The following is a 20879-nucleotide window of genomic DNA, read 5'->3' on the forward strand; positions in this document are numbered from 1 at the left end:
GATCTAGGCGAACCCGGCCGTGTCCTTGGTAAGCCCTGGCGCTCATGCTCGTGCACCCCGGCCATCATCCCGGCACTGCGCGTAACCCCCGGCTCGGCGCGGGTGTAACACCCCGCGCGGGGTGAAGCTCCGAAACCACAATTCCGGTAGACCGAGACCTTCACCTCCCCCTGATCCCGGGAAAGCTGTGTCCGTTTCACGGCTTACCCGAGATCGAGGGGGATCGCAGCCTTACGGGTCCACGCGGTTCCCGAGCCCGGCCTCGCTGCCGGATTCCGAGGAAGGACGGAGCGAGTTCACAACGGACAGCACAGCGCCTCGACCGCTGTTTTGACCCCTGTTTTCCGGGGTGATACGGATGATCTTCTGTCCGTGTGTTCGCAGTGGGACGCTGTTGTCCCGGTCCGCACGGGATCAGCCGCCGGAACGGGGATCGGGCGCGGCGTGACGGTGGACGGTGACGAGGAGGAGCCGGTGGGCGGCAACCGGGTGATCGCGCGGCGGTACGAGTTGACCTCGCCGATCGGGCGGGGATCGATGGGCGAGGTCTGGTCCGGCTACGACCAGCGGCTGGACCGGCGGATCGCGGTGAAGCTGCTGCCGGCGGCCAAGCTGGCCGAATCCGACGACCCGCAGACTCTGACCAAGCGGTTCGTGCGCGAGGCGCAGCTCACCGCCAAGGTCGAACACCCCGGCGTTCCGGCGGTGCACGACGTCGGCACCGAGGGCGACGAGCTGTTCCTGGTCATGCAACGGATCTCCGGTACCGGTCTCGCCGACATCATCGCCGAGCACGCGCCGCTGTCGGTGTCCTGGGCGGTGTCGGTCGCCGCGCAGATCGCCGCCGTGCTGACCTCGGCTCACGAGGCCTCGCTGATCCACCGCGATCTCAAACCGAGCAATGTGATGATCGCCGACAGCGGCACGGTCAAAGTGCTCGACTTCGGCATCGCGGCCGTGCTGGAAGGCGGACACACCAAACTCACCCGTGCGGGCGACAGTATGGGCACCCCCTCCTACATGGCACCGGAACAGGCCATGAACAACACCGCCACCCCGGCGGGTGACCTGTACTCCCTGGGATGCGTGCTGCACGAGCTGCTCAGCGGCGAGCGGGTGTTCGACGCTCCCGGGGCACCCGGGATCGTCCACAAGCACATGAGCGTGCCACCGACCCCGTTACGGGAGTGCGGCGTGACGGTTCCGGCGGAACTGGAACGACTCGTGCTCGATCTGCTGGCCAAGAACCCGCAGGAGCGCCCCGAGGACGCGCGGGAGGTCTACCGGCGGCTGCTGCCGTACCTGCCGGCACCGGAGGACTCCGCCTCCGTCCCCGACAACGGTGACCCGACAACTCCCTACCGGCACCCGCACGCCCCGCGAACCTCGCGACGCCGACCCGAGTCCACCGGGGCTCCCGAGGAGGTTCCACTCGCGGACCCACGGAAGGCCGAGGAGCGCATCCGCTCGGAACAACAGCGGGCCAACGAACTGGTCGACGAGGGACGGTTCACGCAGGCGGCGGAACTGCTGCGTTCGTTGCTGCTCGACCGCTCGCTGCGGCGCCAGCTCACCCCGGACCGCAGGACGAAGATCAGGAGCAACCTCGCGACCTTCCACTTCCTCGGCGGCGACTACCGGGCGGCGCTGGAGGAGTACACCACCCTGCTCGCGGAGTTCGACGACGACTCGAGCGTCCCCATCACGTCCGTGCTGGAGTGCCGGTTCATGGCCGCCACCTGCCGCACGGAGCTCGGCGAGGACCAGCGGGCGGCCCGCGAACTCCGTTCGCTGCTCAACGACTACCTGCGCCTGCTGCCGAGCGAGCTGGAACGCATCCTGGAGGTCCGTGTCCAGCTCGCGACGCTGCTGTCGAACACCGGTGAGACGAACGCGGCCAGGGAACTGCTGCGGCAGGTGCTGGCCGCCGCCACCACCGAGGAATCCGCGCTGCACGTCGAGCAGGCACGCCGGATGCTGGCCCGGCTCGACGAACTGGGGCGATGAGCCCCACGTCCGCGCCCTTCGGCACCGCTTCAGCCGAAGAGCCTGGCGAGGAACCACCCGAGGCGGCTGACCCTGCGAACCCGGGGATTGCCGGCGACGCCGTGGATCTCCCACTGCTGGCCGCACACCTCGCAGCGCCACAGGCCGATACGGGAGGTGTCCGGGTGGCACCGGTGTCCGTTGCGGCCTCGTCGCATGACCCGATCACACCACGTCTCCGCCCCGGATGTCCTCCTTCCGGAGAGTGATCTCCGGTTCGCCCCCGTCCCTCCGGGGGAGGGCTCGACCCTCCGCCGCCCACGGCGACTCCGCTGGGAGGCTGCTCAGCCGAACGGTGTGGTGGGCCGCCGCTGGAGCTCGCCGTCCAGGAGAAGATCCACGCGTTCGTCGTAGAAGCACGCCAGCCCGGCGATCTTGTGGCTCTCCGGCAGCGGGGTGCGGTAGGTCCACACGGTGTCCGGGTGCTCGGCCTCGCCGGTGTGCACGTGCCAGTAGCTCGCGGTCCCCTTGTACGGGCAGTGGGTCTCGTGCTCGCTGGGGCGCAGCAGGTCCATCCGCACGTCGGGCAGCGGCAGGTAGTAGCGGGGCGGCAGGCCCGTCTCGAACAGGATGCGCGGGTGGTGCGAGTCGGCGACGGTGACGCCGTCGAGCCGGACTTCCACGTGCCGCGAGCTCTCCAGGACGTCCACCCGCGTGTACGGATCGCGGGGGTGGACGTAGACCGGCTCGTCCTCCTCGAACCACTCGTCCATCGAGTTCCAGTCGATCCGGACCAGGTCGCGCAGCCGGGGCAGCGGGCAGTTCCGGTAGCCGATCGCGGCGGCCGGTGCCGTCGCCGAGTCGGTGACGACGTCGTAGATCGTGCCCTCGCCCAGCCGTCGCGACCGCCGCACCTCGCCGGTGTCGGTCAGCCCGGCCCGCACGTCCTCGCGCGGAACGTAGTAGGTGGGGTAGTAGGGGTGCTCCCAGACCAGCACCGGCCGTCGGGTGTCGGCCACCACCCGTCCTCCGAGCACGGTCCGCACGCGCTTGCCGGACTCCTCGGTCCGGATCTCCTCGCGGCTGTGCTCACTCATCGGAGGTTCCTCCGTCTGTCGGGGTCGCTGTGGTGCGGCCGTTTCCCCTGCCGTACCTCCGGAAGGAGGAAGGCGAAACGTACGCGCGTCGAGGCCGGCAAGCGAGGGCTTTCTGACATACTACGGGTTCGCTGAGGTGTCGGTCACGCCGAACGGGCGTAGCCTCGGAGCGGCAACGGGCCACCGAAACGGCCGGAGACACCGGTGATCGTGGCCCGCGCACGCTCGCAGTGGAGGCTCCGTGACCGAGGGCAAGGAATCCGCCCGGGACAGTGAGTACATCGCCACCCGCATCACCGCCGACGGGGCCGAGGGTTTCCCCGTCGAGTCCGGTCGCTACCGGTTGATCGCCGCGCGCGCCTGCCCGTGGGCGAACCGGGCGCTCATCGTGCGGCGACTGCTCGGGTTGGAGGACGCGATCTCGGTGGGAATGCCGGGCCCGACGCACGACTCCCGCTCGTGGACGTTCGACCTCGACCCCGGAGGGCGCGACCCGGTGCTGGGGATCCACCGCCTGCGGGAGGCCTACTTCCGGCGCGACCCGAACCACGCGCGGGGAATCACCGTTCCGGCGATCGTGGACACCACCACGGGCGCGGTGGTCACCAACGACTTCGCTCAGATCACCCCGGACCTGTCCACCGAGTGGCGCGCCCACCATCGCGCGGGTGCCCCCGACCTGCTGCCCGCCGAACACCGGCAGGAGATCGACGAGGTCAACCGGCGCGTGTTCACCGACGTGAACAAGGGGGTCTACGCCTGCGGTTTCGCCGAGACCCAGGCCGCCTACGACGAGGCCCACGAGCGGCTGTGGTCGGCTCTCGACTGGCTGGAGGACCGGTTGCGCGACCGGCGCTACCTGGTGGGGGAGACGATCACCGAGGCCGACGTGCGCCTGTTCACCACACTGGTGCGTTTCGACGTCGTCTATCACGGGCACTTCAAGTGCAACCGCCACAAACTCACCGAGATGCCCGCGCTGTGGGCCTACGCGCGGGACCTGTTCCAAACCCCCGGGTTCGGGGACACGGTGGACTTCGAACAGATCAAACGGCACTACTACGTCGTGCACAGCGGCATCAACCCCACCGGCATCGTGCCCGGTGGACCCGACCTGTCCGGTTGGACGAGTCCCCACGGGCGTCAGTCCCTGGGCGGGCGTCCGTTCGGGGACGGAACCCCTCCCGGCCCCGTCCGGGAGGACGAGCGGGTGGACCCGGCGCACACCCCTCTGGGCTGACCGGGAGGACCGGGGTCAGCATCCGGGGAGCCTGCCCCGCTCGTACTGCTCCAGTCGTTCGTCGGTGCGGAGGAACGCCCGACAGTAGGCCTTGGCCACCTCCCAGAACGTCGGTGTTCTCGCGCGTTTCGGCGGTGTCCCCGTGCGGTCGGAGCCGCGCTCGGGCTCCGGGTGTTCGTCCCGGGGCGCCGGCACGGTCGGAGAGGAGCCGTCGGAGGAGACACACAGCACCCGGGCGAGTTCGGCCAGCGGTTGGGGCGGCCAGTCCCGCAGGGCCTCCGCGCGGGGTTCCGAGGTGTTCGGTTCCGGGTGGGTCAGGGCGTGCCACCGCCCGTCGGCGGTCTTGATGATCCGGCGTGCCCGGGGATCGGAGGGGTGGTCCGCGGGATGCACCCGGACGGTTCCGCTCGGGTCGCTGCGGGGATCGGTGTCGGTGTCCGGTGTCCGTCCGCGAGCGTCGGTGGTCATCACGGTTGTCCTCCGTTCGGGGCGGCGCCAGGGGCCGCCCGGACCAGGATGAGCGATCCCGCCGCCGCGGCGAAGCCGCTGAACGGATGGCACGAGGTCCTGTGCCCGGAACCGGGTCGTTCCCGGCACTGGTCGGGTGCGGGATCGTGGTGCCGGAATCGGGACCGTGACTTTCCCGGTGGGTTCGACAACTCGATTCAGTGATTCCTTTCGCGCATTCCGGTTGAACACCACAACCGGATGTGTCCCGGAGAGAGTTCACCGAAACGGATCGTTTCGTTCTTTTTGTCCCTCGTGACCGGTAAAGAGGGTGATCCCTCCGTTGTTCGCGTTCGCGCGCGTGATGTTTCGGGTAGGGTTCGTGGTGTGCGAATCCCCGGGGGCCACTCGTTAGTCCGATCGTCACGGGAAGGATTCGTCGGGGGCGGTCGGGTGACGTTCGTCGGTGCCGAAGAGCCGCCCGTGTGGCCCCGGTACCATGAGCTCCGGTGGGCGGACGATCTGGAGGACCTATGACGAGTCCCGGGCGCACCCGGGCCGCCGGGCGGCCGACTCTCGAACAGGTCGCCGCCGAGGCCGGTGTCTCCCGCGGCACCGTGTCGCGGGTGGTCAACGGCTCGCTCGAAGTCAGCACGAACACCCTGCACGCTGTCCGGGAAGCCATCGAGAAACTCGGATACGTTCCCAACCAGGCCGCGCGCAACCTGGTCACCAAACGAACCGACACGGTGTTGTTGGTGGTTTCGGAAGCGGAGGAAAGAGTTTTCGGCGAGCCGTTCTTCGCCGGACTCGTCCGGGGACTGGGGGAGGAACTGGCCAGGACGAATCTTCAGCTGAGTCTGATGCTGGCCGGCAGTGACCGACAGCGTGAGCGGGTCGAGCGTTTCGCGCGTGACGGTCGTGTCGACGGGGCCGTGCTGATTTCGTTGCACGGGGCGGATCCCCTTCCGGGAAAACTCGTGGCCGCCGACATTCCCGTGGTGCTCACCGGACGACCGCTCTCCTCGGAGAGTGGGATGCCGTTCGTGGACGCGGACAATCTCTCCGGGGCCGAGGCCGCCACCGATCACCTGTTCCGGATCGGATGCCGCCGGATCGCGACGATCACCGGTCCGCAGGACATGGCGGCCGGAGTCGACCGGCTCGCCGGCTACCGTGCGGCCCTGGAGTTCCGCCGTGGTGGCACCGGGCTGGTCGCCCACGGGGACTTCGGCCGGGCCAGCGGGGAACGCGCCATGCGTGAGCTGCTGGAGCGCGACGACACGATCGACGGGGTGTTCGCGGCCAGTGACCTGATGGCGGCCGGTGCCATGCGGGTCCTGCGGGAGCACGGCAGGCGGGTTCCCGACGACGTCGCCGTGGTCGGCTTCGACGACTCGGACGTCGCCCGCAACACCGACCCCGCCATGACCAGTGTTTCCCAGCCGGTACGCCGGATGGGCAACGAACTCGCCCGCCTGCTGGTGACCAGGATCGAACAACCGGACAGTGTGCCGGGGCCGGTGATCCTGCCCACCGGGCTGGTCCACCGGGACTCCGCCTGACGGACGGATACGAGGGAGCCCCGCCGGAGGGGAGGGGCCTCCTCCGGCGGGTGTGGGAGCGGGCACGGACGCGACCAGGGGCCGCCCGTGCCCGGGACTCGGTCAACCGGTCTCGACCGAGAAGTCGTTGGTGGCCAGGCCCGCTCCGCCGACCCACGGTTCGAAACCCGCCTGGACACTGTTCAGGTACCAGTGCGGTGCCACCGAACCGCGCTCGACCGCGTCGGCGGTGAACGCGCTCAGGTCGAGATCGACGGACTCGGCCGGTTCCGCGCGGACGTAGCTGATCACGTTCCAGTCCTCGCCGCCGGTCCAGACCTCCCACCGGGTGCCGTCGATGGTCACGGTGGCCACCGGGGAACCGATCGGTTGGATGTCCCCTCGGCGGTCGACCCAGATCATCAGTTCGGCCGCGTTCTGCCCGGACTGGTTCGCCACCGGGTCGAACCACAGGTCGTAGGCGGCGTTGTAGGTCCCCGAGTCGGGGGTGGTGATGTCCCAGTGCGTGCGCACCTCACCCATCCGGTCGGCCCGCAGCGGAAGGGAGTCACCCGTGGTGCAGTTGTCGTAGTGGCAGCCGACGTACACCGAGGGGTACGCCGCCGGGGCCCCGTCGGTGGGCTTGTCGTGCTCGGCCGTGGTCACCCTGAACGAGGTGCCGTCCACGTCGAGGCACTGCCTGGTCTCGGCTCCCCACACGTTGTTCTGGACGATGTAACGGCCGTCCTCCACCCGTGTGGAGGCGTACTTGTCGCACAGGGTGGTGGCGGGTTGGGCCGCGGCCGTCCCGACGGCCGTGCTCGACGCCAGCACACCCGTGGTGAACAGCACGGCCCCGAGCAGCCGGCCTCTGGTTCCGTTGACCATGAAACGATCCTTCCCGGTCCGGTTCGGCACGGGCGGTGTGGCGGGATCCGCACCACCCGTGCGGCGGTTGGTGACCCACCGGCGTGGTCGTCACCGGAAGATCACGTCGGAGCAGTTGTAGAAGGCCTCCGGGCTGTCGGAGCGTTGCCAGATCGAGTAGACGAGGTGCCTGCCCTCCTTGTCCGGGAGCTCGGCCTGCCAGGTGTACTCGGGACCGTGCGGTCCCTCGCCGTTGATCGGCGGGTCGGTGACCACGTTGAACGGTTCGGGTTCCAGGTCGTCCCAGCCCAGCGGTTGTGTCGGGTCCCAGCCGTCCTTGGTCACGTACTGGTACCAGGTGCCCGGGTGCGCCGCCCAGGCGTTGTAGCGCAGGGTCACGGTCTCGCCCGCCGGCATCTCGGTGGTGGGCCAGTCGGTGCGGGCCATGTTGTAGGCGTCGTACGTCTCCGTGGGGCCGCACAGCTTGCCGTCCGGGATGATCTCGCGGTGCCGTCCGTCCGCGTCACTGATCAGGTTGCCGAACCAGTTCCACAGCGCGGTCTTGCCGCCGCGTTCGATTGCCTCGGCGCAGGCGGGGTTGGTGGGGTCGAGATCGCCGCCCTGGCCTCCCTCCAGGCCGTTGACGTAGCAGGCGTAGGTCCGGGTCTTCGGGTAGGTGAATCCACCGTGGGCCTGGGCTGCTCCGGGATTGACGGTCGCGCCGAACAGCGCGGCGACCGTTCCGAGCGCCCCGGCGAGGATCAGCGTGCTTCGTGAGCGCATCTGTCGCTCCCGTCTCGTTCCGTGGGAATCAGCTGGGTTCGTCGGAGGACGGGTCTCCCGTCCCGACACCGGTCGTGCCCGGACGGGAAACCCGTGCCGGTGGCCGGTCCGTGGCGGGACCGGCCGTGGAGGGGATCAGCCCTGGTCGCCCGAGGAGCCGACGTTGGTGTTCACGTCAGAGCTCCCGACGGTGGGGTGGGCGTTCTCCACCAGCATCGTGAACTGGTCGTGGAACCAGTGCCCGGCCAGCGGGGAGTCGGGCAGGGCCCCGGTGGGGTTGTTGCCCGCCTCCGGTGCGACGTAGTCGGGATCGCACATGGGGTCCGGGCTCTTGCCCTCGTTGTTGGGGATCTCCTCGCTGGAGCCGTCCGACTCTCCCGGCGGTTTGATCCAGACGAAGGCGTCCAGGTGGGCGTCGGCGGACACCGAGGGGTTCGCCCGCGGAGGCTGTCCCATGCCGGCTCCGCTGGCGTTGCACCAGAGACCGCGGTGGGCACGGCGATCCACCTTGGACTCGTTGACGTAGGTGTCCAGGTCGTTGCTGGAGCTCTCCCGGGTGGGCCGTTCGGGACCGCCCCAGCCGTTGCGTCCCGTGTCGATGATCGTGCCGATGTCACTGGGCCAGCCCCGGGCGACGAACTCCGAGTGGAGGTCGGCGGCGAAGTCCGTTTCGTCGAAGTTCGGGTTCCACTCGTAGAACTGGCTGGAACGGATCTGTTGACCGCCCACCCTGCCGTAGGGGTCGTTCAGGAACGGTTCCTCGGTGGGGGTGTAGTTGGCGGTGTTGATCGCGAAGCCGTCCACGCTCGCGAAGCCGCCCTCGGTCTCACGCACCACGTCGGTGTAGAGCCCGACGCTGTCGGTCAGGTTGTTGTTCCAGCCCAGCCAGCCGGAGTGCGCGAAGTCCATGTAGGTGTAGACGTTCGGGATCTCGTGGAACCGGTCCAGCGCGTACTGGACGGCCTCGACCTGGATACCGCTGGACTTGGCCTCGGCGCACTCGGGGTCGTCCAGGTTGGTCACCAGGTTGGGCAGCCCGTCCGGCTCGATGACCGTGACGATGCGGACGTCGTCGTACTTCGGGTCCTGGAACACCTCCGTGATGGCGTCGATGTAGTCGTTCTTGTAGCGGCGTAAGCCCTCCTGGGTCAGCGGGAGTTCCCCGTTGGAGGCCAGGGCGGCGCAGTCGCGTCCCGGCAGGTCGTAGATGACGAACGAGGCCGTGATGGGACCGGATCCCTTCTGGGCGAGTGCCTCGTCGAGGTGTTCCCGCAGGCCCAGTCGTCCTCCGTTGTCCTCGCCTCCCTCGATGGCCGCTATGCGGTCGAGCCACACCGCTGTGGGGTAGGACTGGACGGTCCGCATTCTCTCCCTGAGTTCCGGGGAGTCCGTCCGGTCGATGGAGGTCTGGACGTTTTCGGAGTAGTCGGGATTGACGTAGGAACTGGCACCCTCGAAGGGGTTGTCCACGTGGGCTTGCGCCTGGGGCTGTCCGGACGCCGCGACGGGGAACGCCGCCGTCATGGCGAAGGCCACGGCCGCGGGCAGGAAACGTCGCCACTTTCGGCGTGTGGGTGGCGAGGTGGACGTCATAGGACTGACTCCTTGTTTTTCTGTTCTGCGAGTGGCCGGTGCACGAGCGCCGACCACGATCCCGGCGTGCTTCCTCGTGCTTCGTCGAGATCGTTCCCGCCCCACTGATCGGTGATATGGATCACTGGGAGCGCTCCCAAAACTAGCACAGAAAAAGAGCCAGTAAACCCCTTGTTCGAAAACAATTCGTTCCTTGCACGGAGTCGAACTCTTCTTGTCCTCCACACGGCCGAGGCGTTCCCGGCGGCTCCGGGAGACGGTTCGTCCTCCGGACTCCCGAAACGACAGGACGGCTCGCGTGCCCGAAGAGACGGAGCGACACGGAGGGCCGTGTGGAGGACCTCCGTGTGTCCCTCGGGGACTCGAAGCAGCGGCCAGGCGGGGGAGCCGCTCCGCCCTCGGACGGGGCCACACCGGAAAACGCGTCCGGATACGAATGGAGTCCCCTTTTTCGCTTTCCGGAAAAGAACGTCCACGGAGTTCGGGAACTCGCGGCTCGTGTCAGTGCCGTCTCGGTCCCGATCGGGGTGATCCGCCGGTCGCGCATCACCCCGCGCCGAGGAAAACGAACGAGAACTGTCGGAAACCGTACGGTGGAACGAGGTGGGGAAATGCCGTGCTCTTCCTTTCTCGGCTGTCCGGCGGACTCCGGAAGTCCCGCCGAACAGCGGAGGCCCTTCGTCCCGGACACGGATTCCGTCCCGAGCCTCGGTGACTCGACACCGTCTTCCGTCCGGCCCCGTCAGCACGGGAACGAAGGGTGCGGCCGGGTGGGAGACGCCCGGCCGCACCGGCGGATCACCGTCGTGGGTGGGCGAAGTGACGGGTCCCCGGGACCAGGGTGAGCAGGGTCGGGACCGTGAAGCACAACAGGGAGCAGGCGCCGAGCACCCACCCGGGACCGAAGGCCTCGACGGCCGGGCCGATCAGGGCCAGTCCCAGCGGAGCGAGACCGTAGGAGACCAGGAAGTCCAGTGAGGAGACCCGACCCAGCAACCGGGGGTCCACCTCCCGCTGGGTCGCCGTGAACCAGGGGACGTTGAACAGTTCTATGCCCACTCCGGCGACGACGTAGCCCGCGAACACCACGTAGGGGGGAACGGGCAGCAGCAGGGTGAGCGGGGCGATCCCGTAACAACCCAGCGCGACCAGGGCCGTCCATCCCGGGGAACGGGGGCGCCAACGTCCGATGAGGACGGCTCCGAGCAGGGCTCCCGCCGTGTAGGCGGTCAGGGCTCCGGCCAGGACGAACTCGCTTCCGTACCGGTCCCGGCTGATCAGGGGAAGCACGATGTTGGTGGCCGAGTAGCCGAAGGTGATCACCGTGCTCAACGCGACCAGTCCCGCCGGGAACCAGCTGTGGCGACGGGCCTCCCGGAGGCCCGCGACGAATCCGGAGAGGAGCCCCGGCGTCTCTGCCTCCTCGTCGTGCCCGCGGTGGGTGCCGCTGGGAGGGCACAGGGCGGAGACCAGCCACAGTGCCGCGGTGAGCAGCAGCAGTGTGCGCAGACCGAGGGTCGTGGCCAGCAGGGCGGTGCCGGCGGGGGCGACGAAGGTGGTCACGCGTACCGAGAACGTCCGTGCCGCGTTGGCCTGCTGGAGGCGGTCCGGGTCGACGACTTCGGCGGTCAGGGCCTGGTAGGCGGGACGGGTGGTTCCCTGTCCGATGCCGACCAGGGCGGCGGCGCCGGCGGCGAGCATGAGGGAGTGGCCCATCCCCCAGGCGAGCACGGGCGTCGCCGCGGCAGCCAGCGTGCCGGAGAGGAGGATCACGCGGCGGGCCGCGTAGCGGTCGGTCAGCAGGCCCCCGACGGGGACGGCGACCAGGAATCCGGTGGTACGGGTGGCCAGCAGCAGCCCCACCTCGGTGGGAGTGAGCGTGTTCTGCAGCACCGCCAGCCCCAGCAGGAAGGGAAGCGCCCACGTTGCGGTGGCCGAGGCCGTGGAACCGCCCCACAGCCGGAGGAAACCGCTGTCGAGCAGTATGTTTCGCGAGGGCGGGGGCTTCGGGGCCGTGTTCGGTTCGGTGGTGGTGGACATGGTCCTTTCGACTCCTGGGGTGCCGTGGTGACGACCGGCTGTTTCCTCCGGTGGTGGTTCCCGGAGGAGCCTTTGTGATAATGATAATCGTTTTCGATTAAGACGTCGCACATGGGGTCGTCCCGACGCGGGGCGTGACCGATCTCTCCGGGGTGGACCGTCCTCTAGACGAAAATGATTTTCATTATTAATATGCACGTCGATGACACGACGTGACCGGAAGGACCCGCGTTCATCCGGTGCGGTGAGCCACGAGGAGGACGGTGCGTGCTTCGCTCCAGACCCCGTTCGACGTCGACCGGCGTGGGGACGCGGCCGGAACTGCTTCCGGTCGTGCTGGTCCTGGTCCCGGTGCTGCTGGTGTCCCTGTTCGTCGGTGTCGCCCTCGGCCCCACGGTCGTTCCGCTCGAGGACACCGTCCGCTACCTCGGGGCCGCGCTGACCGGAGGTGAACTCGCCCCCGACGAGATGACCGGCTACTCGATCGTCTGGCGGGTGCGCAGCCCGCGAGTACTGCTCGCCGCCGTGGTGGGAGCGGGGTTGAGCGTCGTCGGCGTCGCCGTGCAGGCGCTGGTCCGCAACCCGCTGGCCGACCCCTTCATCCTGGGTGTCTCCTCCGGGGCCTCGGTGGGAGCCAGCGCGGTGGCCTCGCTGGGGCTGTTCGCCGGATTGGGGGTCTACGCCCTGTCCACGGCGTCCTTCCTGACGGCGCTGGGGGCTTCCGCCCTGGTCTATCTGGCGGCGCGAACCAGCGCGGGACTCACCCCGCTGCGCCTGGTGCTGGTGGGAGTGGCCCTGGCCTACGCGTTCCAGGCCCTGATGAGCCTGATCGTGTTCTTCTCCCCCTTCGGCGAGACCGCCCGCTCCGTGCTCTTCTGGCTGATGGGCAGTCTGGGCGGTGCCACCTGGGGCGCCCTGCCCCCGGCCACGGCGGTGGTCGTGCTGGCCGTGCTCGTGCTGCGGCGCAGCGGTTCCCGGCTGGACGTGTTGTCCCTGGGGGACGAGACGGCCGCCAGCCTCGGCGTGGAGGCCACCGCGTTGCGCCGGAACCTCTTCCTGCTGACCGCTCTGACCACGGGGGTGCTGGTGGCCGTCAGCGGCGCCGTCGGATTCGTCGGGCTGGTCATGCCGCACCTCGCGCGCCTGCTGGTCGGACCCGGCCATCGGCGGGTGCTGACCGTGGCCCCGTTGGCCGGGGCGATCCTGCTGGTCTGGGTGGATCTGCTCTCCCGAACCCTGTTCGCACCCCGGGAGCTGCCGCTGGGAGTGGCCACCGCGCTCCTCGGAGTTCCGGTGTTCGTCGTCCTGCTGCGCCGGAGCGGCTACCTGTTCGGAGGGCACTGACATGCACGTGACGCTCGACGGGGTCTCCGTCCGCCACGCGGGAGCCACCCTGGTGCGGGACCTCACCCTCCACGCCCGCAGCGGGGAGGTTCTCGGCCTGGTCGGACCGAACGGCAGCGGCAAGTCGACCGCGCTGCGCTGCGTCTATCGGGCGATCCGCCCGAGCTCGGGAACGGTGTGGCTCGGGAACACGAGGTTGGAGGAGCTGTCACCCCGGGAGAGTGCCCGCACGGTGGCGGCGGTCACCCAGGGCAACGAGGTCGGTCTCGACTTCACCGTGGCCGAGACGGTGGCGATGGGACGTTTCCCCCATCCCGCGCGCCCCCGGGACGCCGCGGACTCCGTGGAGTCGTTGTGCCGCACCGCGATGCTGCGCACCGACATCGCCGATCTCGCCGGACGTGGCCTGCTCTCGCTGTCCGGGGGACAACGGCAGCGCGTGATGATCGCCCGGGCGCTGGTCCAACAACCCAGCGTGCTCGTGCTCGACGAACCGACCAACCACCTGGACGTGCGACACCGGATCTCGCTGCTGAGGTACCTGCGCGAGTGCGGCCTCACGGTGCTCGTGGCCCTGCACGACCTCAACCTGGCAGCGCTGTGCTGCGACCGGATCGCCGTGTTCGGCGACGGCTCGGTGACCAGCACGGGAGCCCCCGCCGAGGTGCTCACCCCCGAGACCGTCCGGCGGGTTTTCGGGGTGACCCCCGACGTCGTGCCACACCCCAGAACCGGCGTCCCCCAGCTGCACTACGCACTCGACCCGGAGAACACGGAAGGGAACGACTCGTGAAGGGAAACACCGCCGCACTCGCGTCCGGACTGGTCCTGTGCCTGCTCGTGACCGCCTGCGGGGCCGAAACAGCAACCCCCGCACGGGCAAGGGACACGGTCACCGTGAGCAACTGCGGGCAGCGGATCGAATACCCGGTGCCGCAACGCCCGGTGGCCTACGACATGAGCAGCACCGAGAAGATGTTCGCCCTCGGCCTGGCCGACCGGATGCGCGGGATCGTCATGCCCAGCACCGCCGATCCCTCGGTGGCCCGTTCCCCCTGGCGGCGGGACTACGAGAGGGTCGAGACGCTCAGCACCGACGTGCTCAGCCTCGAAGTGGTGCTGGCCGCTGAGGCCGACTGGGTGCTGGCCGGCTGGAACTCCGGTTTCAGCGAGGGCAGGGGAATCACCCCGGAGAAACTGGAACGGCTGGGGATCCGCAGTTACCAGCACACCGAGAGCTGCTTCGACTACGGACCCGACCCGGTGCGGGTTCCCCCGTTGGAGGCGCTGTACACCGACCTGCTCGACCTCGGACGGATCTTCCGCGTCCAACAGCGCGCCCAGCGACTGGTGCACGACCTGAAGGAACGCGCCGAGGACCTGCGCGAGCAGCACCCCGAGGGAGATCCGGCGCGGGTGTTCGTCTACGACTCGGGCACGGACGAACCGTTCACCTCCGGCGGGCAGGCCGCCCCCGAGGCGATCGTCTCCCTGGCGGGCGGGCGCAACATCCTGTCCGGGACACAGCAGCGCTGGACCACCGTGGGGTGGGAGCGGGTGGTCGAGGCCGACCCCGAGGTGATCGCCGTGGTCGACTACGGCGACAGACCCGTCGAGGAGAAGATCCGGTTCCTCCGATCCTTCCCCCCGTTGTCCTCCACACCGGCGGTGCGGAACAACCGCTTCCACGTCCTCGACTACGGCAGCGCCGTGAGCGGGCCCCGCAACGTGGCGGCCGCCGAGAAACTCGCCGAGTACCTGCGTTCGATCGGGCGCTGAGACCCCGAAGGACGCGTTGTCCGCGACGGGCTCGGAGCCGGATGCGCACCCCGAGCCCGTCCAGAACGGGAAGAGAGCCGAGACCTCACGATGAGAACGACCAACGAAGCACGCAGTGTCGAGGACCTCGTGGACGATGTGCTGTCCGGGAGCCGGGGGCCGTCCCCCGACGAGCTGTGTGCCACCAGTGTGTTCTGGGTCCACCACGGAACCCGGCTGTCCGGGGGCACGGTGACCTACCGCACCCGCTACGTGCTCGTGCGGGTGGGGCGGGTCTTCGGGGCCTGCGCCTTCGAGGAGAACGAGCTGGACCCCCGCGTCTGCGAACAGTGGTCGGGAGCCACGGTGGAGCGGTTGCTGCGGCACGCGCCGTCACCGGTGCGGGCCGCCGCGCTGGACGCCTACCTCGGGGCGGTGGAGGCGCACGGCTCGGCTCCGGGAACCGAACGCCTCGTGCTGCCCTCCGGAACCCCGGAGACCCGTGCCGAGGCCAGGGACGCGGCCATCGTCGGCTCGCTCGACATCGCACCCGGTACGAACGTCGCGCTGATCGGGGTGGTCGACCCCTTGGTGGCCGCCGTGCGGGAACGAGGCGGAAAGTGCGTGCTCTGCGACTTCAACCTGGAGCGGACCCGGTGGGGCGATCCGGTGGCCGACCACCTCTCCGAGGTGCTGCCCGAGGCGGAGGCCGTGATCGCCACCGGCATGACCCTGGGCAACGGGACGTTCGACGTGATCCTCGACCACTGTCGACGACGAGGGCTGCCGCTGGTGCTCTACGCCCAGACGGGAAGCCACACGGCCCGGGCCTTCCTCGGCGACGGGGTCACCGCCCTGCTGGCCGAACCCTTCCCGTTCTCGCAGTTCAGCGCCGATCCCACGGTGGTGTACCGCTATCGCGCGGGGAGCGGGACCGTATGAGCGGTCCGGTGCTGCCCACCAGGACGTTCGGCCACTCCTCCTGCCACCACGGCGAGCTCCTGCAGGGAGTCTTCCGTGACTCCGAGAGGCGACTGTGCCGTGGACTGGTCACGTTGCCGGTGTTCGGCCCCGGTGTGAACGCCGAGTTCCTGCCCGAGCCCGACACGTCCCCGGAATCGCTGAGGGTGGAACCCGACACCAAGACCAAAGCCGCCGCGGCCGCCGTGCTGGCCTGCGCGGAGTGCGCGCGTCACGCCCGGAGTGCTCCGTGCGGGGGGCGGATCAGACTGACCAGCACCGTTCCGCTCGGGGTGGGGATGGGGTCCTCGACCAGCGACGTCATCGCCGTGGTGCGCGCGGTGGCCGCGGGGTTCGGTGTTTCGCTGCCCTGGCACACCATCGCCGCGATCGCCGTGCGCGCCGAAGGGGCCTCGGATCCGCTGATGCTGGAGGACTCCGCCCTGTTGTTCGCGCAGCGGGAGGGACGTGTACTCGAACGCTTCGGGCGCGGTCTGCCCCGGATGGTGGTGGTCGGCTGCCTCACCGGGGGCGGCAGCACGGTGGACACCCTGCGGCTGCCCTCCTGCGGGCAGCGGGAGGAGGACGTGCGGCTGTTCCAGCGGCTGCGCGGGTTGTTGCGGCGGGCGGTGGCCGAGTCCGACGTGGAACTGCTCGGTCGGGTCAGCACCGAAAGCGCCCGGCACAACCAACGGGTCCTGCCCAAGCCCGAGCTGGAGATCCTGGAACGCATCGCGGGGCGGGTCGGTGCGGTCGGAGTGCAGGTGGCGCACAGCGGCAACGTGGCCGGCCTGCTCTTCGATCCGGACAGCCCCGGGGTGCGGACCCGGTTGCGGGAGTGCGTACGGGCCCTGGACCACCACGGGATCCCGTTCTCCCGCCTGTTCAGAACCTATCCCGTTCCGAGGGGAGGACAGCCGGTATGGACACCCACATCGCCGACGCGATCAGCCGTCCGTGCCTGATACGGCTCACGGAAAGGGTGGTATGCCTCCGTTTCGAGACGATGAAGGTCGTTTCGGCGCTGGAGGCGGTACGGTGTCTGCTCGACCGGGGTCGGATCAGCCCCGGTGACACCGTGATCGACAGTTCCAGCGGGATATACGCCTACGCCCTGGCCCTGGCCTGTCACCGTTTCGGGTTACGTTGTCGTATCGTCGGATCGACCACCGTGGACGAGACCCTGCGGCTGCAACTGGAGATCCTCGGTGCTGAGCTGGAGCGGATGCCTCCCTCGGGCAGCCTGGAACTCGACCAGAACCGCCGGGTACGGCGCATCGAGGAGATCCTGCGAGAACATCCCGAGTACCACTGGATGCGGCAGTACCACGACGGCATTCACTATCTCGGGTACCGCGGCGTCGCCGAACGCATCGCCGAGGAGGTCGGCACCGCCGGGCTGACCGTGGTGGGCGGGGTGGGGTCCGGAGCCTCCACCGGGGCACTGGCGAGCCACCTCCGTGGGTACTCGGAGGAGGTCAGACTGGTGGGGGTGCAGCCCTTCGGCAGTGTCACCTTCGGCGGCCAGCACGTGTCCGACCCCGACATCATCATAGCCGGGATCGGCAGCTCCATCCCCTTCGACAACGTGGATCACACCCTCTACGACACGATCCACTGGGTCTCCTTCGAGGCCGCCCTGGCGGGAAGCGTCGAACTGCTCCGCTCGCACGCGGTGTTCGCGGGGTTGTCCAGTGGAGCGGCCTACCTCGCGGCGAACTGGGAGGACTCCCTGGACGGGGAGGGAACCGTGTTGTTCGTGGCCGCCGACACCGGCCACCGTTACGCCGAGTCCGTGTTCGCCCACCACCGGCGGGCACGCGACGTGCGGGGGCTGGCCCCCCACGAGGTGGACACCGTGGACGGACTGGCCCACCCCTGGTCACGGATGGAGTGGGGGAGACGTCCACCGGAGTGACCCCGCCGGCACGGCGGCGTGTGGGGGCCGTTGCCGGGGACTCTCGGCCAGCGCCCGCAGTCGACGCGGATGACCGGCCGCGCGCACGGCCAGTCGGGTGAGCTCGGCGGTTCCCGCCGGGGCGGTGGGAGCGAGGTGTCTGGTCAGTAACCGTACCCCGTGCTCGGGGGACAGCCCTCCGAGAGTCAGGCGCTCCGCCGCGCCGGAGAGGGTGAGCTCGCTCAGGAAGTGGCGGCTGGTGACCAGCACCCGACTGCCGGCCGTGCCGGGCAGCAGCGAGCGGACCTGCTCCGCGTCCGAGGCGTCGTCCAGCACGAGCAGCACTCGGCGTCGGGCGAGCAGGCTGCGCAGCAGCCGCGTGCGGGCGTGCCGGCCCGCCGGAGGGGCGCGGTGCCCCAGGTCCTCCAGCAGTTCGGCGAGCACCGTCGAGGGATCGGGTTCCGCGGCGAGATCACGGTAGAGGACCCCGTCGGCGAAGCGTTGTCGGCATCGCCGGGCCCAGTGCACCGCGAGCGCGGTCTTTCCGATACCGGCCGGTCCGGTGAGCAGGACGTGCGACTGGCGGGTGACCCGGTCCATCCTGCGGATCTCGTCCTCCCGTCCCAGGAGTTCGGTCACCGGCGGCAGTTGGTCGGCGACGACCTCCGTGGTCGGGGTGGGAGCGAGCTCGGCCAGCGCGCCCTCCGCCCCGAGCACCTCGTCGAAACGGGCCGCGGTCTCCGGTGTGGGGCGTTTGCTCCCCCTCTCCAGGTGCGAGACCAACGACACGTGGCAGTGCGCCCGCGCGGCGAGCTGGCGTTGTGAGAGCCTGCGGTAGCAGCGCCAGGACCTCAGGGTTTCCGCGAAAAGGGCCATGCGGCTACAGCGCGATCCTTCCGGTTCCGACTGGACGGACTGAGGGAAACGTGGGACGCCGAGGGGCGTGTCGTTCGGCCTGTCCCCGTTCGCCGATGTTCGCTACAGTGGACACCGGCGAGGCGCAAAGTACGCGGCACCGGGCTTTCGTGTCAACTGGGGCGAACGGTTCGGGGAATACTGTCCACTGTGGCGGACACGGGACGGGTTATGGACGACGAAGAGAACGTGGAGGGGTTTCCGCTGGGCGAGCGGATCTCCTTCCTGCGGCGCATCCTCCCCAAACCGGGAGGGGGGCGCTACACCTGGGACGAAGTCGTCGCGGGAACGGGTGTGGGACGTTCCTATCTGTACGAGCTGCGGGCGGGGAACAAGACCGACCCCTCCATGCGGATCGTCAAGGCGCTGGCCGAGTTCTTCTCCGTCCCGGTGGACTTCCTCGTCGCCGAGGACGAGCGCGCGCTGCGCTACGCACGACAGATGGACACCGCCGTGCGGCTCGGTGAGGCCGATGTGGTCCACATCGCGGCCCGTTCGGGTGAGCTGTCCCCGCACAACCGTCGGTTGGTCTGCGAACTGGTCGAGCGACTGGCGGCGCTGGAGAACGAGGCGAATTCCGGGGAGCGATGAGCACACGACCGGGGCGGGATCCCGGAAGCGATGCCGTCGACAGCTCAGTGCTCCCGGGGCATCCGTAGGAGGAGGGAAGCGCGATGGTCCTGGTCCTCCACCGCCCGCGCCAGTCGCACCAGGGCGTCCTCGGTGTCACCGACGGCCACCGGCACGGCCTCGCTGCTGGTGGGAACCACGCCCTGGCGTTCGTGGCGCAGTGCTGTGTTCACGGCGGCGGCCTGCTCCCCCAACGGGGTGTCGACGGTGATCCCCAGATCGGCCAACTGCGGCCCGAGACGCAGCAGCGCGTCGCGGATCTCGACGGTTCGCCGCCAGTGACGGCGGTGCACCCGCCACGGCACCCAGCGTTGCCACCGCCGCTCGCGGTGTCCGACCGCCGGAGGAAGGACCTCGTGCAACCTCGTCCACAGCGGTGTGAGCAGCCGGTACTGTCTCCAGTGCCGTGCCCACAACCGCACGGCGTCGACACGGGCCAACCACACCGGATACAGCAGTCCGAGCAGGAACAGGGCCCGTCCGGTGTGCAGCGCCGTCTGCACCGTGCTGTCCACAGTGTCCGGAATCCGGCTCGTGCTCCCCACGAACTCGGTACCCGCCTCGCCGCAGACGGCCAGCCCGTACAACCACAGCCCGAAGGCACCCACCCGGGGGCCCGGCCGCATCCGGTAGGCCACCTCGCGAGCGTAACGGGCGGACCAGGAACCGGCCCGCAGTGTCATCACCGCCGTGTAACCCCCCGAGATCAGGTGGAACCCCGGTGCGCCGCCGGCCTCGGCCGAGGTCGACGGCAGTGCCGTCAGCAGCACCAGGACGAGCACGACGACGGCCGCGCCGAGCAGCTCGCCACGCGCACGTCGGTGTGCCTCGTGGAGTGGATGGGCGCTGTAGTGGAAGAACAGCAGCAGCGAGGCGACGGCCGCGACGCGGACTCCGTGCGTGGCCGCCACCGCCGTTGCCGAGGACCCGCCGGCCAAGGCGTGCACCAGCGTCGTGTGCGTGCCCCACGGCGCGGGTTCGATCAGCAGGAACAGCAGCAGGGACGCGTTCAGCCCGAGCAGGGCGGGATCTCCCGGCGTGCGGCGCAGCCGCAGCAGCCGGCCGCACGACAGGACCAGCAGCGCGACCGTGGCCGTGACACGCGAGACCGGTTCCATATCCCGTTCACACCCATCCGGGGTCGTCTTCGAGCGCCGCCTGGGCGCGTGCCGCACGGCGGGAGCGGGCCGGGGTGCGCAGGGATCTGGCCACCTCGGCCCGCTCCAGCAGCAGGGTGGCGATGTCCTCGGCCTCACGTTCCCGGGCGTCGTCGTGGTGTTCCCGCGGCAGCAGTCGCGCGATCAGTTCGGGCGGAAGGTCCGGAAGCAGCTGTCCGAGCAGCTCGTTGGCCCCCGGGTCCGGATGGTGCGTGGCCAGCATGTGTCCGATCTCGTGGGCGATGATGTGTTCCTGGTGGGCCTGGGTGGTGTGCTGCTGGTAGCACACGTAGTCGGCCTTCCCCGTGGCTATCCACAGTCCGGAAGGCCCCCGCGGGTCCAGAGCCATGGGCAGCAGTCGCAGCGGCCTGCCACGTCGTTCGGCGAGTCGGGCGGCGACCGTGGCCATGTCGGTGGGACCGTGCAGTCGCAGGTTGTCCAGTTCCCGACGCAGCCTCCGCCGGAGTGCCCACAGTTCCCGTTCGCGGCGCAGCCGGTGTCCCAGCCGCGCCACACCGTTCCTCACCCTCGTCACACGGAGAATCCTAGGTTCGCCGGCGCGGCGTGCGGCAGGGAGCTTCCCCCGTGGGGGGTGTGCCGAGCACGGGCGGGGGTCGGTGG

19 protein-coding genes and 1 pseudogene are annotated in these 20879 nt (G+C 69.6%); 10 read left to right on the forward strand and 10 right to left on the reverse strand.

The genetic code is table 11. The annotated features are described in order from the left end of the window. Positions 1-444 precede the first annotated feature (444 nt). A complete protein-coding gene (locus CEP50_RS09345) occupies positions 445-2007 on the forward strand; it encodes a serine/threonine-protein kinase (protein WP_106113546.1) in 1563 nt (520 codons plus the stop codon). 29 nt (positions 2008-2036) lie between these two features. On the opposite strand, the gene CEP50_RS20100 is transcribed toward CEP50_RS09345, so the two are convergent. Continuing rightward, positions 2037-2204 (reverse strand): hypothetical protein, encoded by a 168-nt coding sequence (locus CEP50_RS20100; RefSeq protein WP_181188302.1) that lies wholly within the window; start codon positions 2202-2204, stop codon positions 2037-2039. Positions 2205-2330: 126 nt separating this feature from the next. Further along, positions 2331-3083, reverse strand: a complete 753-nt coding sequence (locus CEP50_RS09350; protein ID WP_106113547.1) for a DUF427 domain-containing protein — start codon at positions 3081-3083, stop codon at positions 2331-2333. Positions 3084-3324: 241 nt separating this feature from the next. Between CEP50_RS09350 and CEP50_RS09355 the strand changes: the two genes are divergently transcribed. Continuing rightward, complete coding sequence (locus CEP50_RS09355) at positions 3325-4323, forward strand: glutathione S-transferase family protein (RefSeq protein ID WP_106113548.1); 999 nt, start codon at positions 3325-3327, stop codon at positions 4321-4323. A gap of 15 nt (positions 4324-4338) precedes the next feature. Here CEP50_RS09355 and CEP50_RS09360 read toward each other — a convergent pair whose 3' ends face one another. Then, complete coding sequence (locus CEP50_RS09360) at positions 4339-4791, reverse strand: hypothetical protein (protein WP_106113549.1); 453 nt, start codon at positions 4789-4791, stop codon at positions 4339-4341. A gap of 512 nt (positions 4792-5303) precedes the next feature. On the opposite strand from CEP50_RS09360, the gene CEP50_RS09365 reads away from it, so the two are divergent. Further along, complete coding sequence (locus tag CEP50_RS09365; RefSeq protein WP_106113550.1) at positions 5304-6335, forward strand: LacI family DNA-binding transcriptional regulator; 1032 nt, start codon at positions 5304-5306, stop codon at positions 6333-6335. 102 nt (positions 6336-6437) lie between these two features. Here the strand turns inward: CEP50_RS09365 and CEP50_RS09370 are convergent, their stop codons facing one another. From CEP50_RS09370 to CEP50_RS09385, 4 genes and pseudogenes are all read right to left on the reverse strand, one after another. Beyond that, positions 6438-7202, reverse strand: coding sequence for a GH12 family glycosyl hydrolase domain-containing protein (locus tag CEP50_RS09370; RefSeq protein ID WP_106113551.1), 765 nt, complete (start codon positions 7200-7202; stop codon positions 6438-6440). Positions 7203-7292: 90 nt separating this feature from the next. After that, positions 7293-7964: a lytic polysaccharide monooxygenase auxiliary activity family 9 protein gene (locus CEP50_RS09375; protein WP_106113552.1), complete on the reverse strand. Its 672-nt coding sequence runs from the start codon at positions 7962-7964 to the stop codon at positions 7293-7295. A 186-nt stretch (positions 7965-8150) separates the two neighbouring features. Further along, positions 8151-9488, reverse strand: a pseudogene (locus CEP50_RS09380) (glycoside hydrolase family 6 protein); the annotation flags it as partial. Between the two features lie 867 nt (positions 9489-10355). After that, positions 10356-11597 carry an MFS transporter gene (locus tag CEP50_RS09385; RefSeq protein WP_106113554.1) on the reverse strand — a complete coding sequence of 414 codons (1242 nt, stop codon included), beginning with the start codon at positions 11595-11597 and terminating at the stop codon, positions 10356-10358. A gap of 303 nt (positions 11598-11900) precedes the next feature. Between CEP50_RS09385 and CEP50_RS09390 the strand changes: the two genes are divergently transcribed. From CEP50_RS09390 to CEP50_RS09415, 6 genes are all read left to right on the forward strand, one after another. Further along, a complete protein-coding gene (locus tag CEP50_RS09390; protein WP_106113555.1) occupies positions 11901-12941 on the forward strand; it encodes a FecCD family ABC transporter permease in 1041 nt (346 codons plus the stop codon). 1 nt (position 12942) lies between these two features. After that, entirely contained in the window at positions 12943-13734 is a 792-nt protein-coding gene (locus tag CEP50_RS09395; protein ID WP_106113556.1) for an ABC transporter ATP-binding protein, read from the forward strand. Beyond that, entirely contained in the window at positions 13731-14720 is a 990-nt protein-coding gene (locus CEP50_RS09400) for an ABC transporter substrate-binding protein (RefSeq protein WP_106113557.1), read from the forward strand. Before CEP50_RS09395 ends, CEP50_RS09400 begins: the two co-directional genes overlap by 4 nt. Positions 14721-14810: 90 nt before the next feature. Then, on the forward strand, positions 14811-15641 hold the full coding sequence (locus tag CEP50_RS09405) for a Rossmann-like domain-containing protein (protein WP_106113558.1): 831 nt from the start codon (positions 14811-14813) through the stop codon (positions 15639-15641). Further along, positions 15638-16624, forward strand: coding sequence for a GHMP family kinase ATP-binding protein (locus tag CEP50_RS09410; protein ID WP_106113559.1), 987 nt, complete (start codon positions 15638-15640; stop codon positions 16622-16624). The genes CEP50_RS09405 and CEP50_RS09410 overlap by 4 nt, the downstream gene beginning before the upstream one ends. Then, positions 16582-17577, forward strand: coding sequence for a pyridoxal-phosphate dependent enzyme (locus CEP50_RS09415; protein ID WP_106113560.1), 996 nt, complete (start codon positions 16582-16584; stop codon positions 17575-17577). Before CEP50_RS09410 ends, CEP50_RS09415 begins: the two co-directional genes overlap by 43 nt. Here the strand turns inward: CEP50_RS09415 and CEP50_RS09420 are convergent. Beyond that, positions 17542-18432 carry a helix-turn-helix domain-containing protein gene (locus CEP50_RS09420; RefSeq protein ID WP_106113561.1) on the reverse strand — a complete coding sequence of 297 codons (891 nt, stop codon included), beginning with the start codon at positions 18430-18432 and terminating at the stop codon, positions 17542-17544. The genes CEP50_RS09415 and CEP50_RS09420 overlap by 36 nt on opposite strands. Positions 18433-18642: 210 nt before the next feature. Here CEP50_RS09420 and CEP50_RS09425 point away from each other — a divergent pair, with 210 nt between their 5' ends. Beyond that, positions 18643-19062: a helix-turn-helix domain-containing protein gene (locus CEP50_RS09425; RefSeq protein WP_106113562.1), complete on the forward strand. Its 420-nt coding sequence runs from the start codon at positions 18643-18645 to the stop codon at positions 19060-19062. Positions 19063-19106: 44 nt separating this feature from the next. Here CEP50_RS09425 and CEP50_RS09430 read toward each other — a convergent pair whose 3' ends face one another. Beyond that, positions 19107-20219, reverse strand: coding sequence for an MAB_1171c family putative transporter (locus CEP50_RS09430; RefSeq protein ID WP_106113563.1), 1113 nt, complete (start codon positions 20217-20219; stop codon positions 19107-19109). A 7-nt stretch (positions 20220-20226) separates the two neighbouring features. Then, positions 20227-20793, reverse strand: coding sequence for an ImmA/IrrE family metallo-endopeptidase (locus CEP50_RS09435; RefSeq protein ID WP_106113564.1), 567 nt, complete (start codon positions 20791-20793; stop codon positions 20227-20229). Between the last annotated feature and the right edge of the window lie 86 nt (positions 20794-20879).

This window comes from Actinopolyspora mortivallis (assembly GCF_003001495.1).
In the GTDB taxonomy this organism is placed as follows: domain Bacteria; phylum Actinomycetota; class Actinomycetes; order Mycobacteriales; family Pseudonocardiaceae; genus Actinopolyspora; species Actinopolyspora mortivallis_A.

What these genes read in the sequence shown, in the direction of transcription:
- CEP50_RS20100 (WP_181188302.1), bottom strand. Translation starts at nt 2,204, where the DNA reads ATGCGACGAGGCCGCAACGGACACCGGTGCCACCCGGACACCTCCCGT.
- CEP50_RS09350 (WP_106113547.1), bottom strand. Translation starts at nt 3,083, where the DNA reads ATGAGTGAGCACAGCCGCGAGGAGATCCGGACCGAGGAGTCCGGCAAG.
- CEP50_RS09360 (WP_106113549.1), bottom strand. Translation starts at nt 4,791, where the DNA reads ATGACCACCGACGCTCGCGGACGGACACCGGACACCGACACCGATCCC.
- CEP50_RS09365 (WP_106113550.1), top strand. Translation starts at nt 5,304, where the DNA reads ATGACGAGTCCCGGGCGCACCCGGGCCGCCGGGCGGCCGACTCTCGAA.
- CEP50_RS09370 (WP_106113551.1), bottom strand. Translation starts at nt 7,202, where the DNA reads ATGGTCAACGGAACCAGAGGCCGGCTGCTCGGGGCCGTGCTGTTCACC.
- CEP50_RS09375 (WP_106113552.1), bottom strand. Translation starts at nt 7,964, where the DNA reads ATGCGCTCACGAAGCACGCTGATCCTCGCCGGGGCGCTCGGAACGGTC.
- CEP50_RS09385 (WP_106113554.1), bottom strand. Translation starts at nt 11,597, where the DNA reads ATGTCCACCACCACCGAACCGAACACGGCCCCGAAGCCCCCGCCCTCG.
- CEP50_RS09395 (WP_106113556.1), top strand. Translation starts at nt 12,943, where the DNA reads ATGCACGTGACGCTCGACGGGGTCTCCGTCCGCCACGCGGGAGCCACC.
- CEP50_RS09405 (WP_106113558.1), top strand. Translation starts at nt 14,811, where the DNA reads ATGAGAACGACCAACGAAGCACGCAGTGTCGAGGACCTCGTGGACGAT.
- CEP50_RS09410 (WP_106113559.1), top strand. Translation starts at nt 15,638, where the DNA reads ATGAGCGGTCCGGTGCTGCCCACCAGGACGTTCGGCCACTCCTCCTGC.
- CEP50_RS09415 (WP_106113560.1), top strand. Translation starts at nt 16,582, where the DNA reads ATGGACACCCACATCGCCGACGCGATCAGCCGTCCGTGCCTGATACGG.
- CEP50_RS09420 (WP_106113561.1), bottom strand. Translation starts at nt 18,432, where the DNA reads ATGGCCCTTTTCGCGGAAACCCTGAGGTCCTGGCGCTGCTACCGCAGG.
- CEP50_RS09425 (WP_106113562.1), top strand. Translation starts at nt 18,643, where the DNA reads ATGGACGACGAAGAGAACGTGGAGGGGTTTCCGCTGGGCGAGCGGATC.
- CEP50_RS09430 (WP_106113563.1), bottom strand. Translation starts at nt 20,219, where the DNA reads ATGGAACCGGTCTCGCGTGTCACGGCCACGGTCGCGCTGCTGGTCCTG.